Source organism: Erwinia sp. CGal63, from assembly GCF_037026505.1.
Classification (GTDB): Bacteria; Pseudomonadota; Gammaproteobacteria; order Enterobacterales; family Enterobacteriaceae; genus Erwinia.
Map to the genome: position 1 here is coordinate 109,798 of NZ_JAKUMN010000004.1, position 16,571 is coordinate 126,368.

General features: G+C 57.6%; 16 protein-coding genes. 12 read left to right on the forward strand and 4 right to left on the reverse strand.

Translation table 11 applies throughout. The features are described 5' to 3' along the window. Positions 1–2 precede the first annotated feature (2 nt). The 9 genes from murD to lpxC all read left to right on the forward strand — a co-directional run bounded on the left by murD (position 3) and on the right by lpxC (position 10,378). Entirely contained in the window at positions 3–1,319 is a 1,317-nt protein-coding gene (gene murD / locus MKZ79_RS13960) for a UDP-N-acetylmuramoyl-L-alanine--D-glutamate ligase (protein WP_336142989.1), read from the forward strand. Beyond that, positions 1,319–2,533, forward strand: coding sequence for a cell division protein FtsW (ftsW, locus tag MKZ79_RS13965; RefSeq protein ID WP_336143368.1), 1,215 nt, complete (start codon positions 1,319–1,321; stop codon positions 2,531–2,533). Before murD ends, ftsW begins: the two co-directional genes overlap by 1 nt. Next, the gene (gene murG, locus MKZ79_RS13970; RefSeq protein WP_336142990.1) at positions 2,530–3,588 is read left to right on the forward strand and encodes an undecaprenyldiphospho-muramoylpentapeptide beta-N-acetylglucosaminyltransferase; all 1,059 of its coding nucleotides are present in this window, start codon (positions 2,530–2,532) and stop codon (positions 3,586–3,588) included. Before ftsW ends, murG begins: the two co-directional genes overlap by 4 nt. A gap of 58 nt (positions 3,589–3,646) precedes the next feature. Then, entirely contained in the window at positions 3,647–5,122 is a 1,476-nt protein-coding gene (gene murC, locus MKZ79_RS13975; RefSeq protein WP_336142992.1) for a UDP-N-acetylmuramate--L-alanine ligase, read from the forward strand. Then, positions 5,115–6,035: a D-alanine--D-alanine ligase gene (locus MKZ79_RS13980; protein ID WP_336142993.1), complete on the forward strand. Its 921-nt coding sequence runs from the start codon at positions 5,115–5,117 to the stop codon at positions 6,033–6,035. The genes murC and MKZ79_RS13980 overlap by 8 nt, the downstream gene beginning before the upstream one ends. A 1-nt stretch (position 6,036) precedes the next feature. Continuing rightward, on the forward strand, positions 6,037–6,876 hold the full coding sequence (gene ftsQ / locus MKZ79_RS13985; RefSeq protein WP_336142994.1) for a cell division protein FtsQ: 840 nt from the start codon (positions 6,037–6,039) through the stop codon (positions 6,874–6,876). Then, positions 6,873–8,129 carry a cell division protein FtsA gene (gene ftsA, locus MKZ79_RS13990; protein WP_336142995.1) on the forward strand — a complete coding sequence of 419 codons (1,257 nt, stop codon included), beginning with the start codon at positions 6,873–6,875 and terminating at the stop codon, positions 8,127–8,129. The genes ftsQ and ftsA overlap by 4 nt, the downstream gene beginning before the upstream one ends. Positions 8,130–8,201: 72 nt before the next feature. Next, entirely contained in the window at positions 8,202–9,359 is a 1,158-nt protein-coding gene (ftsZ, locus tag MKZ79_RS13995) for a cell division protein FtsZ (protein WP_336142996.1), read from the forward strand. A 101-nt stretch (positions 9,360–9,460) separates the two neighbouring features. After that, positions 9,461–10,378, forward strand: coding sequence for a UDP-3-O-acyl-N-acetylglucosamine deacetylase (gene lpxC / locus MKZ79_RS14000; protein ID WP_336142997.1), 918 nt, complete (start codon positions 9,461–9,463; stop codon positions 10,376–10,378). A gap of 6 nt (positions 10,379–10,384) precedes the next feature. Here lpxC and MKZ79_RS14005 read toward each other — a convergent pair whose 3' ends face one another. After that, positions 10,385–10,897, reverse strand: a complete 513-nt coding sequence (locus MKZ79_RS14005; RefSeq protein WP_336142998.1) for a DUF721 domain-containing protein — start codon at positions 10,895–10,897, stop codon at positions 10,385–10,387. A 21-nt stretch (positions 10,898–10,918) separates the two neighbouring features. Here MKZ79_RS14005 and secM point away from each other — a divergent pair, with 21 nt between their 5' ends. Next, entirely contained in the window at positions 10,919–11,401 is a 483-nt protein-coding gene (gene secM / locus MKZ79_RS14010) for a secA translation cis-regulator SecM (RefSeq protein ID WP_336142999.1), read from the forward strand. Positions 11,402–11,471: 70 nt separating this feature from the next. After that, on the forward strand, positions 11,472–14,177 hold the full coding sequence (gene secA, locus MKZ79_RS14015; RefSeq protein ID WP_336143000.1) for a preprotein translocase subunit SecA: 2,706 nt from the start codon (positions 11,472–11,474) through the stop codon (positions 14,175–14,177). Positions 14,178–14,370: 193 nt separating this feature from the next. On the opposite strand, the gene MKZ79_RS14020 is transcribed toward secA, so the two are convergent. After that, the gene (locus tag MKZ79_RS14020; RefSeq protein WP_336143001.1) at positions 14,371–14,916 is read right to left on the reverse strand and encodes an A24 family peptidase; all 546 of its coding nucleotides are present in this window, start codon (positions 14,914–14,916) and stop codon (positions 14,371–14,373) included. A 238-nt stretch (positions 14,917–15,154) separates the two neighbouring features. Between MKZ79_RS14020 and mutT the strand changes: the two genes are divergently transcribed. After that, positions 15,155–15,550, forward strand: coding sequence for an 8-oxo-dGTP diphosphatase MutT (gene mutT, locus MKZ79_RS14025; protein ID WP_336143002.1), 396 nt, complete (start codon positions 15,155–15,157; stop codon positions 15,548–15,550). A 60-nt stretch (positions 15,551–15,610) separates the two neighbouring features. Here mutT and yacG read toward each other — a convergent pair whose 3' ends face one another. Then, a complete protein-coding gene (yacG, locus tag MKZ79_RS14030) occupies positions 15,611–15,814 on the reverse strand; it encodes a DNA gyrase inhibitor YacG (RefSeq protein ID WP_336143003.1) in 204 nt (67 codons plus the stop codon). Between the two features lie 11 nt (positions 15,815–15,825). Then, positions 15,826–16,569: a cell division protein ZapD gene (gene zapD, locus MKZ79_RS14035; protein ID WP_336143004.1), complete on the reverse strand. Its 744-nt coding sequence runs from the start codon at positions 16,567–16,569 to the stop codon at positions 15,826–15,828. Positions 16,570–16,571 lie beyond the last annotated feature (2 nt).

Sequence of the window (16,571 nt, forward strand, 5' to 3'; positions counted from 1 at the left end):
CGATGGCTGATTATCAGGGGAAAAAAGTTGTCATTATTGGTCTGGGGCTGACCGGACAATCGTGCGTTGACTTCTTTTTAGCGCGTGGCGTTACGCCGCGCGTAATGGATACCCGAATCGTGCCGCCAGGGCTGGAAAAGCTGCCTGCAGGCGTCGAGCGCTGGCTCGGCTCGCTGAATGACGACTGGCTACAGACTGCCGATCTGATTATCGCCAGCCCCGGTTTGGCGCTGTCGCATCCTTCACTGACGGCGGCGGCGAAAGCAGGCGTGGAGATTATCGGCGATATCGAACTGTTCTGCCGCGAGGCGCAGGCGCCCATCGTCGCCATTACCGGCTCTAACGGTAAAAGCACCGTTACCACGCTGGTAGGCGAAATGGCGAAGGCGGCTGGCTGGCAGGTTGGCGTTGGCGGCAATATTGGTCTGCCGGCGCTGATGCTGCTGGATAAGCCTGCGCAGCTTTACGTGCTGGAACTTTCCAGCTTTCAGCTGGAGACGACCCACAGCCTGAAAGCGGCTGCAGCCACCATTCTGAACGTGACGGAAGATCATATGGATCGCTATCCGTTCGGTATGCAGCAGTATCGTGCGGCCAAGCTGCGCATCTACGAGCAGGCTGAAGTCTGCGTGGTTAACGCGGATGACGCGATGACCATGCCGGTACGCGGCGCGGATAAACGCTGCGTCAGCTTCGGTGTGGACGTGGGCGACTACCACCTGACGCGCCAGCAGGGCAGTACGTGGCTGCGCGTGAAGGGTGAGAAAGTGCTGAACACGGCGGAAATGTCGCTGGTTGGCCAGCATAACTACACCAACGCGTTGGCGGCGCTGGCTTTGGCCGACGCCGTTGGCCTGCCGCGCGCCTCCAGTCTGAAAGCGCTGACCACTTTTACCGGCCTGGCGCACCGCTTCCAGCTGGCGTTCGATCGTAACGGCGTTCGCTGGATTAATGACTCCAAAGCCACCAATGTCGGCAGTACCGAAGCGGCGCTGAGCGGCCTTGAAGTCAAAGGTACGCTCTGGCTGCTGCTGGGCGGCGACGGCAAATCCGCCGACTTCAGCCCGCTGACCCGCTATCTGCAGCGCGACAACCTCAAAATGTACTGCTTTGGACGGGACGCGGCCGCGCTGGCGGCGCTGCGTCCGGAAATCGCGACGCAAACCGAAACCCTGCAGGAAGCGATGCGGCAGATCGCCGCCAAAGTGCAGCCGGGCGATATGGTACTGCTGTCGCCAGCCTGCGCCAGCCTCGACCAGTTTAAAAACTTCGAGCAGCGCGGCGATATCTTTACTCAACTGGCAAAGGAGCTGGGATGATGCGCGTACCCGGACTGAGCCTGGCTAACTGGCTGACGGAACATCTGAAAGAGTGGGTAATGGGGTCGCGTGAGAACGACGCCAGCACTATGGTGCTCTACGATCGCACGCTGCTCTGGCTGACCATCGGCCTGGCGATTATCGGCTTTGTGATGGTGACTTCAGCCTCCATGCCGGTCGGCCAGCGTCTCTCTGACGATCCTTTCTACTTTGCCAAGCGCGACGCTTTCTATATCGTGCTGGCGTTCGGCATCGGCCTGGTGACGCTGCGCGTGCCGATGGCTTTCTGGCAGCGCTACAGCAATATCATGCTGCTGGTCACGGTAATGATGCTGCTGATCGTGCTGGTCGTGGGCAGCTCGGTAAACGGTGCGTCGCGCTGGATTGCGCTTGGCCCGCTGCGTATCCAGCCCGCAGAACTTTCCAAACTTTCGCTGTTCTGCTATCTCGCCAGCTATCTGGTGCGCAAAGTGGATGAGGTGCGCAACAACTTTTGGGGCTTCTGTAAGCCGATGGGCGTGATGGTGGTGCTGGCGGTGCTGCTGCTGGCGCAGCCCGATCTCGGCACCGTGGTGGTGCTGTTCGTCACTACGCTGGCGATGCTGTTCCTGGCGGGCGCCAAATTATGGCAGTTTTTGGCAATTATCGGCTCCGGCATCTTTGCCGTTTGCCTGCTGATTATCGCCGAGCCTTACCGTATGCGCCGCGTGACCTCTTTCTGGAACCCGTGGGAAGATCCCTTCGGTAGCGGCTACCAGCTAACCCAGTCGCTGATGGCGTTTGGCCGCGGCGAATTCTGGGGGCAGGGCCTGGGTAACTCGGTGCAGAAACTGGAGTATTTACCGGAAGCGCATACCGATTTTATCTTCTCGATTATTGGGGAAGAACTGGGTTATATCGGTGTGGTTTTGGCGCTGTTAATGGTATTCTTCGTCGCTTTTCGCGCGATGTCCATCGGGCGCCGCGCGCTGGAGCTCGACCAGCGCTTCGCGGGTTTTTTGGGATGCTCCATCGGCGTCTGGTTCAGCTTCCAGGCGCTGGTTAACGTTGGCGCGGCGGCGGGGATGCTGCCGACTAAAGGCCTGACGCTGCCGCTGATCAGTTACGGCGGCTCCAGCCTGATCATTATGTCCACCGCCATCGTATTTTTGTTACGCATAGATTATGAAACGCGTCTGGCTAAAGCCCAGGCGTTTACGCGAGGTAGTCGATGAAAGGGAAGCGACTGATGGTTATGGCCGGCGGCACCGGAGGACACGTTTTCCCCGGTCTGGCGGTCGCGCACCATCTGATGGCGCAGGGCTGGCAGGTGCGCTGGCTCGGCACGGCCGACCGTATGGAGGCCGATCTGGTGCCGAAACACGGCATCGATATCGATTTTATTCGCATCAGCGGCCTGCGCGGCAAAGGGCTGAAAGCGCTGCTTGCCGCGCCGCTGCGGATTTTTAACGCGGTGCGCCAGGCCAGAGCCATTATGAAGGCGTATAAGCCTGACGTGGTGCTGGGCATGGGCGGTTACGTCTCCGGGCCTGGCGGTCTGGCGGCCTGGAGCTGCGGTATTCCGGTGGTGCTGCATGAGCAAAACGGCATCGCCGGCCTGACCAACAAATGGCTGGCGAAAATCGCTAAAAAGGTTATGCAGGCCTTTCCCGGCGCGTTTCCGGATGCGGACGTAGTCGGCAACCCGGTGCGCACTGATGTGCTTGCGTTGCCGCTGCCCGGCGAACGGATGGCCGATCGCAGCGGGCCAGTACGCGTGCTGGTGATTGGCGGCAGTCAGGGCGCTCGCGTGCTGAATCAGACTCTGCCTCAGGTGGCCGCGAAACTGGGCGACAGCATTACTTTGTGGCATCAGACCGGCAAAGGCGCGCTGGCGGAAGTCAACGAAGCCTATCGCGCGGTCGGACAGACGCAGCATAAGGTCACCGAGTTTATCGACGATATGGCGGCAGCCTACGCCTGGGCGGACGCGATCGTTTGCCGTTCCGGCGCGCTGACGGTCAGCGAAGTGGCCGCTGCAGGATTGCCGGCTATTTTCGTGCCGTTTCAGCATAAAGATCGCCAGCAGTACTGGAACGCGCTGCCGCTGGAAAAAGCGGGCGCGGCGAAAATTTACGAGCAGCCGCAATTTACGGCTGACACCGTGGCGCAGACGCTGGCCGCATGGGATCGCCCAACGCTGATGGCGATGGCGGCGAAGGCCCGTGCCGTAGCGATACCGGACGCGACCGAACGAGTGGCAGCCGAAGTCAGCAAAGCGGCGTTATAGCACAGGACGATTAGTTGTCCCGGAACAGGGTGCGTAAGGCACCGACAGGCAAAAAGAGATGAATACACAACAACTGGCGAAACTGCGTTCAATCGTGCCCGAGATGCGTCGCGTCCGGCACATTCACTTTGTTGGCATCGGCGGTGCCGGCATGGGCGGTATTGCCGAAGTGTTGGCGAACGAAGGCTATGAAATCAGCGGTTCCGATCTGGCGCCGAACGCCGTAACACAGCATCTGAGCGCGCTTGGCGCCACTATCTATTTTAACCATCGCCCTGAGAACGTCAGCGACGCCAGCGTGGTGGTAGTTTCAACGGCGGTGTCGCAGGACAACCCGGAAATTATCGCGGCGCGCGAAGCGCGTATCCCGGTGATCCGCCGCGCAGAAATGCTGGCCGAGCTGATGCGTTTCCGTCACGGCATCGCCGTCGCCGGCACGCATGGCAAAACCACCACCACGGCGATGGTTTCCAGCATCTATGCGGAAGGCGGCCTGGATCCGACCTTTGTCAACGGCGGTCTGGTTAAGGCTGCGGGCACGCACGCGCGTCTCGGCAGTAGCCGCTATCTGATTGCCGAAGCGGACGAGAGCGACGCTTCCTTCCTGCATCTGCAGCCGATGGTGGCTATCGTTACCAATATCGAAGCCGATCATATGGATACCTATCAGGGCGACTTCGAAAACCTGAAGCAGACCTTTATCAACTTCCTGCATAATCTGCCGTTTTACGGCCGGGCGGTGGTGTGCGTCGATGACGCGGTAATCCGCGATTTGATCCCGCGCATCGGACGGCAAATTACCACTTACGGCTTCAGCGAAGATGCCGATGTGCGCATCGCCAGCTACGAGCAGCATGGCGCGCAGGGCCACTTTACGCTGGCTCGCCATGATAAGCCGCTGATGCGCGTCACGCTGAACGCGCCCGGTCGTCACAATGCGCTGAACGCCGCCGCGGCAGTCGCCGTCGCTACGGAAGAGGGGATCGACGACGAAGAGATCCTCAGCGCGCTGGAGAGTTTCCAGGGTACCGGGCGCCGCTTCGATTTTCTGGGGGAATACCCGCTGCAGGAAGTCAATGGCGTGCAGGGCACCGCGATGCTGGTAGACGACTATGGCCATCATCCGACGGAAGTGGACGCCACCATCAAAGCGGCCCGCGCGGGCTGGCCGGATAAACAGCTGGTAATGATTTTCCAGCCGCACCGCTACACGCGCACCCGCGATCTTTATGATGATTTCGCCAACGTGCTGTCGCAGGTAGATGTGCTGCTGATGCTGGACGTTTATTCCGCTGGCGAAACGCCAATTCCGGGCGCGGACAGCCGTTCGCTTTGCCGCACCATTCGCGGACGTGGCAAGGTCGATCCTATCCTGGTATCGGACCATGAGGCGGTGGCGGAGATGCTGGCGCCAAAGCTTAACGGCAACGATTTGATTCTGGTGCAGGGCGCGGGCAACGTGGGACGCATAGCCCGCAGCCTGGCTGAGCAAAAGTTACAACCGCAGACGAAAGAAGGTAATCATCATGGCTGAGAAAGTAGCGGTATTGCTGGGTGGCACTTCTGCGGAACGCGAAGTCTCTTTAATGTCCGGCAACGCGGTGCTGGCCGGACTGATTGAAGCCGGCATCAACGCGCACGCCGTCGATATCCGCGATTTCCCGGTGACGCGCCTGAAAGAGGAAGGCTTTGATAAAGCCTTTATCGCGCTGCACGGTCGCGGCGGCGAAGATGGCACCTTACAGGGCGTGCTGGAGTTCCTGGATATCCCCTATACCGGCAGTGGCGTTATGGCTTCCGCTATTACCATGGACAAGCTGCGCACCAAATGTTTGTGGGCCGGCTGCGGCCTGCCGGTGGCGCCCTATGTGGCGATCACCCGTAAAGAGATGGACGCCGGCCTGAACGAGGAGATTCGTTCGCGCATCGCCGCGCTTGGCCTGCCGGTTTTCGTCAAGCCAAGCTGCGAAGGCTCCAGCGTCGGCATCAGCCGCGTCAACGAGGCTGGCTCGCTTCAGGCCGCGCTGGAAGAGGCATTCCGCCATGACGACGATGTGCTGGTCGAAGCTTTTTTAAGCGGCCCGGAATACACCGTAGCGGTAGTGGGCGAAGATATTCTGCCTTCTATTCGCATTCAGGTGGTTTCTGAGTTCTATGACTATGAAGCTAAATACTTTTCTGACGATACTCAATACTTCTGCCCAAGTGGTTTAACGGCTGAACAGGAAGCGGAACTGAGCGATATCGTCATTAAGGCCTGGCGCGCGCTGGGCTGCAGCGGCTGGGGACGCGTCGATGTCATGATGGGCGGCGATGGTCGATTTTATCTGCTGGAGGTAAATACCTCTCCGGGCATGACCAGCCACAGTCTGGTGCCGATGGCCGCGAAGCAGGCGGGTATGAGTTTTTCCCGGCTGGTAGCCCGCATTCTGGAACTGGCGGACTGATATGTCCCAGGCCGCTTTGAATGTTCGCAATCGCGAGGCGCAGGAAAAAGCGCGTACCGGCCGCAGCAACGGCTCGCGGCTGGCCGGCATTCTGTTCCTGCTGGTAGTGCTGGGCGTTATGGCCGCAGGCGGCTACGTGGTGGTGCGCTGGATGAATGACGCTTCACGGCTGCCGCTGTCGAAGCTGGTGGTGACGGGGCAAATGCACTACACCACCAACGACGATATTCGTCAGGCGATATTGTCGCTGGGCGCGCCGGGGACTTTCATGTCGCAGGATGTAGACGTCATCCAGCAGCAGATTGAACGGCTGCCGTGGATCCAGCAGGCCAGCGTTCGCAAGCAGTGGCCAGACGAATTAAAGATTCATCTGGTTGAATATGTGCCGGTTGCCCGCTGGAATGACCTGCATCTCGTTGATGCGAACGGTAAATCATTCAGCGTGCCGGCTAATCACCTCGGTAAAGAGAAGATGGTGATGCTCTACGGGCCGGAAGGCAGCGAATCCGAGGTGCTGGCAGGCTGGCACCAGATGGACGCGATGCTGGCCGCCGCAAAATTTAAGCTGAAGGCGGCGGCGATGACGGCGCGGCGTTCATGGCAGCTGGTGCTGGACGACGATACGCGTCTGGAGCTGGGGCGCAACGAGGATATGAAGCGGCTGAAACGCTTCATTCAGCTCTGGCCAACGCTGCAGCAGCAGGCGCAAGCGGAAAATAAGCGGATCGGTTATGTGGACCTGCGATACGACTCTGGCGCGGCAGTAGGCTGGGCACCGCCACTTATTCAGACCACTGACGGTAATAAGCAACAGAATCAGGCACAGGTTAAACAACAATGATCAAGGCGACGGACAGAAAACTGGTAGTTGGACTGGAAATCGGCACCGCGAAGGTCGCCGCTTTGGTAGGGGAAATTTTGCCCGACGGTATGGTCAATATCATCGGCGTGGGCAGCTGTCCTTCCCGTGGCATGGATAAAGGCGGCGTTAACGATCTGGAATCGGTCGTGAAATGCGTGCAGCGCGCTATCGATCAGGCGGAACTGATGGCGGATTGCCAGATTTCATCCGTTTATCTGGCATTATCCGGAAAACATATCAGCTGTCAGAACGAAATAGGGATGGTTCCTATTTCGGAAGAAGAAGTGACCCAGGAAGATGTGGAAAACGTTGTGCACACCGCGAAATCCGTGCGTGTTCGTGACGAACACCGAATTTTGCATGTTATTCCGCAAGAGTATGCGATCGACTATCAGGAAGGGATCAAAAATCCGGTAGGCTTATCGGGCGTGCGTATGCAGGCTAAGGTACATTTGATCACCTGCCACAACGATATGGCGAAAAACATCGTTAAAGCTGTCGAAAGATGCGGACTGAAAGTGGACCAGCTGATTTTCGCCGGTCTGGCTTCCAGTTTCGCGGTGCTGACGGAAGACGAACGTGAACTCGGCGTTTGCGTTGTGGACGTCGGCGGCGGCACAATGGATATCGCCGTCTATACTGGCGGTGCGCTGCGCCATACCAAGGTGATCCCTTATGCGGGGAACGTTGTGACCAGCGACATCGCCTATGCGTTCGGCACGCCGCCGACCGATGCGGAAGCAATCAAAGTGCGTCACGGCTGCGCGCTGGGCTCCATTGTCGGCAAAGACGAAAACGTCGAGGTGCCGAGCGTCGGCGGTCGTCCGCCGCGCAGCCTGCAGCGTCAGACGCTGGCGGAGGTTATCGAGCCACGCTATACCGAGCTGCTGAACCTGGTCAACGACGAGATCCTGCAGCTGCAGGAGCAACTGCGTCAACAGGGCGTCAAACACCATCTGGCCGCCGGCATCGTACTGACCGGCGGCGCAGCGCAGATAGAAGGCCTGGCGGCCTGCGCGCAGCGCGTGTTCCATACGCAGGTGCGCATCGGCCAGCCGCTGAATATCACTGGCTTAACAGATTATGCGCAGGAGCCTTACTACTCGACGGCTGTCGGGCTGCTGCACTACGGAAAAGAGTCTCACCTTAGCGGTGAGGCGGATGTGGAAAAAAGAGCTTCAGTGGGCAACTGGTTCAAGCGAATCAATAGCTGGCTGAAAAAAGAGTTTTAATTTAGAGAAAAGGAGATCATGCTAGGCTTATTTTATGATCTCCAGGCGACAGGCACATAACGGAGAGAAATTATGTTTGAACCTATGGAATTAACCAATGACGCGGTGATTAAAGTCATCGGCGTCGGCGGCGGCGGCGGCAACGCCGTAGAGCATATGGTGCGTGAGCGCATCGAAGGCGTAGAATTCTTTGCCGTTAATACCGACGCGCAGGCGTTGCGTAAAACGGCAGTAGGCCAGACCATCCAAATCGGTAACGGGATTACCAAGGGTCTGGGTGCCGGGGCAAACCCGGAAGTAGGACGCAATTCAGCGGAAGAAGATCGTGAAGCGCTGCGTCAGGCGCTGGAAGGCGCGGACATGGTGTTTATCGCTGCCGGTATGGGCGGCGGTACAGGTACCGGCGCTGCGCCGGTGGTGGCTGAAGTTGCCAAAGATTTAGGTATCCTGACCGTAGCCGTCGTCACCAAGCCTTTTAATTTCGAAGGCAAAAAGCGTATGGCCTTTGCGGAGCAGGGCATTGCCGAGCTCTCCAAGCATGTCGATTCTCTTATTACTATTCCGAACGACAAGCTGCTGAAGGTGCTCGGTCGCGGTATCTCCCTGCTGGACGCGTTCGGCGCGGCCAATGACGTGCTGAAAGGCGCGGTGCAGGGTATCGCCGAGCTGATCACTCGTCCTGGCCTGATGAACGTCGACTTTGCCGACGTGCGTACCGTAATGTCCGAAATGGGCTATGCGATGATGGGCTCCGGCGTGGCGTGCGGTGAAGACCGTGCGGAAGAAGCGGCGGAAATGGCGATTTCCAGCCCGCTGCTGGAAGATATCGATCTCTCCGGCGCGCGCGGCGTGCTGGTTAACATCACGGCTGGTTTCGATCTGCGTCTGGATGAGTTTGAAACCGTGGGTAACACTATCCGCGCCTTCGCCTCCGACAACGCGACCGTGGTCATCGGTACCTCGCTGGATCCGGAAATGAACGACGAGCTGCGCGTTACCGTCGTTGCTACCGGCATCGGCATGGATAAACGCCCGGAAATTACCCTGGTGACCAACAAGCAGACCCAGACTCAGCCTGTGATGGATCATCGCTATCAGCAGCACGGTATGGCGCCGCTGCCTCAGGAACAGAAACCTGCGGCGAAGGTCGTCAACGAGCCCGGCACGCAAACCAACAAAGAGCCTGACTATCTGGATATTCCGGCTTTCCTGCGTAAGCAGGCGGACTAAGAATTTCCCGAAGGTTGGGGTTCTCCGCTCTTTGTGTTAAAGTGTTCGCCCGTCAGTGATTTATACTGGCGGTCGGATGAGTAATTTTGCGAGATAATGCGATGATCAAACAACGGACATTAAAACGTATTGTTCAGGCGACTGGCGTCGGTTTGCATACCGGCAAGAAAGTCACTCTGACGCTACGCCCTGCGCCGGCTAATACCGGGGTCATCTATCGTCGCACTGACTTGAATCCACCGGTTGACTTCCCGGCTGATGCCAAATCCGTGCGTGATACCATGCTCTGTACTTGCCTGGTTAACGAGCATGACGTGCGTATTTCCACGGTCGAGCACCTGAATGCTGCGCTGGCCGGTCTCGGCATCGATAATATTGTGGTGGAAGTCAACGCGCCTGAAATTCCTATTATGGACGGCAGCGCCGCACCCTTTATCTATTTGCTGATGGATGCGGGCATTCAGGCGCTGAACAGCGCGAAGAAATTTGTGCGTATTAAGCAGCCTGTCCGGGTTGAAGACGGCGACAAATGGGCCGAACTGGTGCCGCATAACGGTTTTAAACTCGATTTTACCATCGACTTTAAACACCCGGCGATCGACGCCAGCTCCCAGCGCTACAGCATGGATTTCTCCGCTGAAGCTTTTGCTCGTCAGATCAGCCGTGCGCGCACCTTCGGTTTTATGCGCGATATCGAGGCGCTGCAGTCTCGCGGTCTTTGCCTGGGCGGCAGCTTTGATTGCGCCATCGTGGTGGACGACTATCGCGTGCTGAACGAAGATGGCCTGCGTTTTGAAGACGAGTTCGTGCGTCACAAAATGCTGGACGCAATCGGCGACCTGTTTATGTGTGGACACAACATCATTGGCGCCTTTACCGCGTTCAAAGGTGGTCACGCGCTGAACAACAAGCTGCTGCAGGCCGTACTGGCTAAGCAGGAAGCCTGGGAATGGGCAACGTTCGAAGACGAAGCCGAACTGCCGGTGACATTCAGGGCACCAAATCTGGTTTTGGCGTAAGCCGAACTATTTATTACGACTGGTCGAGCGGGTACTCTCTCCGGCCAGCAAGGCCAGTCGTTCTATTGTTCTCTTCAGTTTTTCCGGGCTACGGCTCGCGACTCCCCGTAAGATCTCCGCACTCTGTTCGCTAAGCTGGCGACCCGGACTCTGTTCCTGCTGTTGCCGATCGCTGCTTTCCTGCGCGTTTTCCTGTGCTTTTGCCGCCAGCGTTGGATTTATCCTGATGTCGATCGACGTCAATGATGGTAATATTTGCGCTCGTAAAGCTGACAGCAGGCTGGACTGCTCATAGCGTAAGCGCATCATCCAGCTGGCATTAGCGGTTTCAAGCACCAGAACGCCCTGGCGAAAATTCGCCACGCGGCACCAGGGACGCAGCTGAGCCGGGATGATTCCCTGCAGAGCACGGTTCAGCTTATTTAGCGCGATAGCGCGTTGCTGAATGGATTGCAGCATGCTCTGGCCTTCGGCGGCTTCGAAAAAACTTTCAATTGATTGCGGGCGACTATCGCGCATAGCAGGCTCCGGCGGAAAACAGTGGGTATTCTTAATTGTTGGCGACAATTTGGCAGACGTTACTTCTGGCCGCATCTCCTGCTGGGGATGGTCGCGGCGAGCTTTGGTCTGCCTCACGCTTCAGGTGATACCTTACCAGAAACCGCCTCCAGAAGTCTGAATATCAACAGCGGCGCGCGCTTTGAAAGTCTGGCGCTGCTGCATGCCCGCCGTGCCAGTTTCAATGTGGATTACTGGCATCAACACGCCATCCGCACCGTTATCCGCCATCTCTCTTTCACGCTAACGCCGGCCAGCGCCGTAGTCGAACAGGCGACGCCGCTTGAAGTGCATCGGCTGGCGTTGCTCGACACGCTAAACGCGCTGCTGACTCACGAAACCAAACCGCCGGTTATCGTGCGCCGCACAACGACGCAGCAAAGCGTTGACGTGCCCTGTTATCAAACCGGCCTGTGGCTGGCCAGCGTGCAGGGCATTCGCGCCGGGCCTGTCTCTCTCTCATAAATCGACTATAGTTCCCCCATTAAAAGTTTAGTGATGCCCCGCGAAAGCCGCGGCTGAGAGAATATTTTTTATGTTAATCAAATTATTAACCAAAGTTTTTGGTAGCAGTAACGACCGTACGCTGCGTCGTATGCGTAAAGTGGTTGAACAGATCAACAAGATGGAACCGGATTTCGAAAAACTTTCCGACGACGAGCTGAAAGCGAAAACCGCCGAGTTCCGCGCGCGCCTGGAAAAAGGCGAAGTGCTGGAAAACCTGATCCCGGAAGCGTTCGCTACCGTGCGTGAGGCGAGCAAGCGCGTGTTCGGTATGCGTCACTTTGACGTTCAGCTGTTGGGCGGCATGGTGCTGAACGATCGCTGCATCGCGGAAATGCGTACCGGTGAAGGTAAAACCCTGACCGCGACGCTGCCAGCCTACCTGAACGCGCTTAGCGGCAAAGGCGTGCACGTGGTCACAGTGAACGACTACCTGGCGCAGCGCGATGCGGAAAATAACCGCGCCCTGTTCGAATTTCTTGGGCTGAGCATCGGCATCAACCTGCCAGGTATGCCCGCACCAGCCAAGCGTGAAGCCTACGCTGCCGATATTACTTACGGCACCAATAACGAATACGGCTTCGACTACCTGCGCGATAACATGGCGTTCAGTCCTGAAGACCGCGTGCAGCGTAAACTTCACTACGCGCTGGTGGATGAGGTCGACTCTATTCTGATCGATGAGGCGCGTACGCCGCTGATCATCTCCGGGCCGGCTGAGGACAGCTCCGAGCTCTATATCAAGGTAAACAAAATCATTCCTCGCCTGATCCGTCAGGACAAAGAGGATTCCGATACTTTCCAGGGCGAAGGCGACTTCTCCGTGGATGAAAAAGCGCGCCAGGTGCATCTGACCGAACGCGGCCTGATGAAAGTGGAAGAGCTGCTGGTTAGCGAAGGCATTATGGAAGAGGGCGAGTCGCTCTATTCGCCGGGCAATATCATGATGATGCATCATGTTACGGCCGCGCTGCGCGCTCACGCGCTCTTTACCCGCGACGTGGACTACATCGTGAAAGACGGTGAAGTCATTATCGTCGATGAACATACCGGTCGTACCATGCAGGGCCGCCGCTGGTCGGATGGTCTGCATCAGGCGGTAGAAGCCAAAGAAGGCGTGGAGATCCAGAACGAAAACCAGACGCTGGCTTCTATCACTTTCCAGAATTACTTCCGTCTGTATGAAAAGCTGGCCGGGATGACCGGTACGGCGGACACCGAAGCTTTCGAATTCAGCTCTATCTACAAGCTGGAAACCATTGTGGTGCCGACTAACCGACCAATGGTGCGTAAAGATCTGCCGGATCTGGTCTATATGACCGAGAAAGAGAAGATTGACGCGATCATCGAGGATATTCGCGATCGTACCGCCAAAGGGCAACCAGTGCTGGTAGGCACCATCTCTATCGAGAAGTCGGAAGTGGTTTCTGCAGAGCTGACGCGTGCCGGCATCGAACACGCGGTACTGAATGCTAAATTCCACGCCCGCGAAGCGGATATCGTCGCTCAGGCGGGTCAGCCAGGCGCAGTGACCATCGCCACCAACATGGCGGGTCGTGGTACGGATATCGTGCTGGGCGGTAGCTGGCAGGCGGAAATCGCCGAGCTGGTCGATCCTACGCCAGAACAGATCGAAGCGATCAAGAGCGCATGGAAAGTACGCCACGATGCCGTTCTGGCTGCCGGCGGCCTGCATATCATCGGTACCGAGCGTCACGAATCACGCCGTATCGATAACCAGCTGCGCGGTCGCTCCGGCCGTCAGGGCGATAACGGTTCTTCCCGTTTCTATCTGTCGATGGAAGATGCGCTGATGCGTATTTTCGCCTCCGACCGCGTTTCCAACATGATGCGCAAACTGGGAATGAAGCCGGGCGAAGCGATTGAGCATCCGTGGGTGACGAAAGCCATCGCCAACGCGCAGCGTAAGGTAGAGAGCCGTAACTTCGATATTCGTAAGCAGCTGCTGGAATATGATGACGTGGCCAACGATCAGCGTCGCGCTATCTATACCCAGCGTAACGAGCTGCTGGATGCTTCCGACGTATCGGAAACTATCGCCAGCATCCGTGAAGACGTATTTAAAACTACTATCGACACCTATATTCCGCCGCAGTCGCTGGAGGAGATGTGGGACGTGCCTGGCCTGCAGGAGCGTCTGAAAAACGACTTCGATCTGGAGCTGCCGATTGCCCAATGGCTGGATAAAGAGCCGGAACTGCATGAAGAGACGCTGCGCGAACGTATTATGTCGCAGGCCAGCGAGCAGTATCAGCGTAAAGAAGAAGTGGTCGGCACCGAAATGATGCGCAACTTCGAAAAAGGCGTCATGCTGCAGACGCTGGATTCCCTGTGGAAGGAGCATCTGGCCGCTATGGACTATCTGCGTCAGGGCATCCATCTGCGCGGCTACGCACAGAAAGATCCTAAGCAGGAGTACAAGCGTGAATCCTTCGCTATGTTCGCCGCTATGCTGGAGTCGCTGAAGTATGAAGTGATCAGTACCCTGAGCAAGGTACAGGTACGCATGCCGGAAGAGGTCGAAGCGATGGAAGAGCAGCGTCGCGAAGAGGCCGAGCGTCTGGCGCAGCAGCAGCAGTTGAGCCATGTGGATACCGAAACCGAAGCGGCGATGGCGCTGGCGGAGCAGACTGGCGAACGCAAAGTCGGCCGCAACGATCCTTGTCCGTGCGGCTCCGGCAAAAAATATAAGCAGTGTCACGGCCGTCTGGCATAACACTCGTAGATAACGCAAAAACCGGGGAAATCCCCGGTTTTTTTATGGCTGGCATTCTCCGGGGATAAAGCTGATTCCTGTACAGCCACAGCCACAGCCACAGCCACAGCCACAGCCACAGCCACAGCCACAGCCACAGCCACAGCCACAGCCACAGCCATAACCACAGCCATAACCACAGCCAGAAGCGTCTTTAGCCATACAGCCAGAGAAAAAGCGCCCAGCCGGCAAAAGAGAGCGCAGGCCCGAAGGGAAAGGGCTTGTCCAGAGCGTGGCCAACTGTCAGCCAGGCGATAAACAGCGATGCCGCCGCGATCAGCGAGGCCGCCAGCACTATCCACGGCAAGCGCTCTACGCCCATCCATGCACCCAGCGCCGCCAGCAGTTTGGCGTCGCCCAGTCCCAATCCTTCTCTGCTTCTCAGCAGCCGGTAACCGCGTGAAAGCAGCCAGAGCGAACCATAGCCGGCCGCCGCGCCGTAAACAGCCTGCTCAGTCGTCATGCCCGGCAGCCATCCCGAAGTGCTGACAAGCAGCCCAAGCCACAGCAAAGGCAGCGTCAGCTTGTCCGGCAGCAGCAGCGACCGACTATCCACCAGCGACAGCGCCAACAACGCCCAGCTCAGCAATAGCGTCGGCAGCCACAGGCTGACGGGCATCCGCCACACAACGATTAGCGTTACTGCCAGCAGCGCTGACGTAACCCCTGCTTTTGCTCCACGGCTGAGTAGCTGGCACATTTCTCACCTCTTGTTCTGTCCCTGAGTCGGCGGCTGCCGGCATCCTGTTTCGCCTTTTTAAAGCGGTTGTTATGTGCGGAATTTTACGCTCTGTTTTTATCGACGTAACGGCAACAAAGCGGTTTCATGCCGTTACATGCTGCGTTTTCGAAATGCGCCGCAAATTTCGGTGGTACTTGTTATCACATGACAACGCTGGAATAGTGGCAGGGTACTTAAAGCGATTCAGAGAACAGTTATGAAGCATTTGCAGGTGGCAGTAGGCATCATCCGCGACGACCAGCGGAGAATATTTTTAACTCAGCGCTCCGCTAAATCCCATATGGCTAATCGTTGGGAGTTTCCCGGCGGCAAAATTGAAGCGGGCGAAACGCCTGAGCAGGCGTTAAAACGTGAACTTCAGGAGGAAACCGGCATCACCCTGCTGAGCGCTTCAGCCTGCGGCACGGCCAATCACAAGGACAGCGAGCTGCTGGTCACGCTGCATTTCTTTCTGGTCGAGGAGTGGCAGGGCGAGCCCTGGGGACGTGAAGGCCAGCCGCAGCGCTGGGTCGCGCAGCAGGCGCTGCAGGCGGAAGAGTTTCCTCCCGCCAACGCGGAGCTGATTGCTCGTCTACAGGCCGGACTGATTTAATCCACAGCCAGAGATTATCGCAGCGGGAATCGCATATCACCTGCCGTTTCCCGCTGCGGCTTAGTAGCGATCTTTAGGCTCTTCGCTCCACTCATCGCTGTCGGACAGATCGCCTTCGCTGGGAATGCGCTTCTCTTCGTTAGCCCATTCACCCAAATCGATCAGCTGGCAGCGCTTGCTGCAAAAAGGCCGATACGGGCTAAGTTCGTCCCAGATAACCTCTTTATCGCAGGTTGGGCAGTTAACCGTTATGACTTCATTCATCGCTTATTTCCTCAGCAGCAGGCAAGTTGAAAATCGAGGCGCGCCGGCACCTCGCCATGCTCACTGTCGAGCGGCAGAAAACGAATGGCGTAGCGGCTCTTATGGCCGGACACCTGCGGATAGAGCGAATCCTCCAGCGTCAGCTGCAGGCGCAGCAGCTCGGCATCCTCCGCGTTATCCTGATAAAAGCCGTTCAGGCTGGTCTGATGGCGAAAAGCGCCCGACTGGCGAATCAGATCCAGTATTAGCGTCAGCGCTTCGCGGATAGGCGACAGCGAATCCATCCACAGCGCCACCTGGCTGTCGCGCTTCTCCTGCGCGATATGCAGCCAGATATGCAGCGTAGGCAGGTCGAAACTGCAACAGCCGCCGGGAATGCTCAGGCGCTGACGCACCAGAGCAATCAGCCGATCTTCCCGCATCAGCTGGCCCATGCGCGGCGCCGCCATCAGGATAGCCGAACGCGACTTCAGACTGTCATGCAGCTGATGTACCACGTCCATATCCACGCCCGGCACTTCAGCCCAGGAGCGCAGCTTCTGCTGCTGTTTATCCAGCTCTTTAACAATTTCGGTGCGCAGTTCGCCGCGCTCAAACACGTCCAGCAGCTCGGCCGCGTTACGGAAAAAGGTCAGCGCGCTTAGCGAATCGACAATAATGCGGCTGCCTTCCAGCTGATTAAGTAAAAACTCGATACGCAGCCAGGTGCGCATTTTTTCATTTAAAGGGTGCTCAAATAAAACCGTTGTGCTCATGC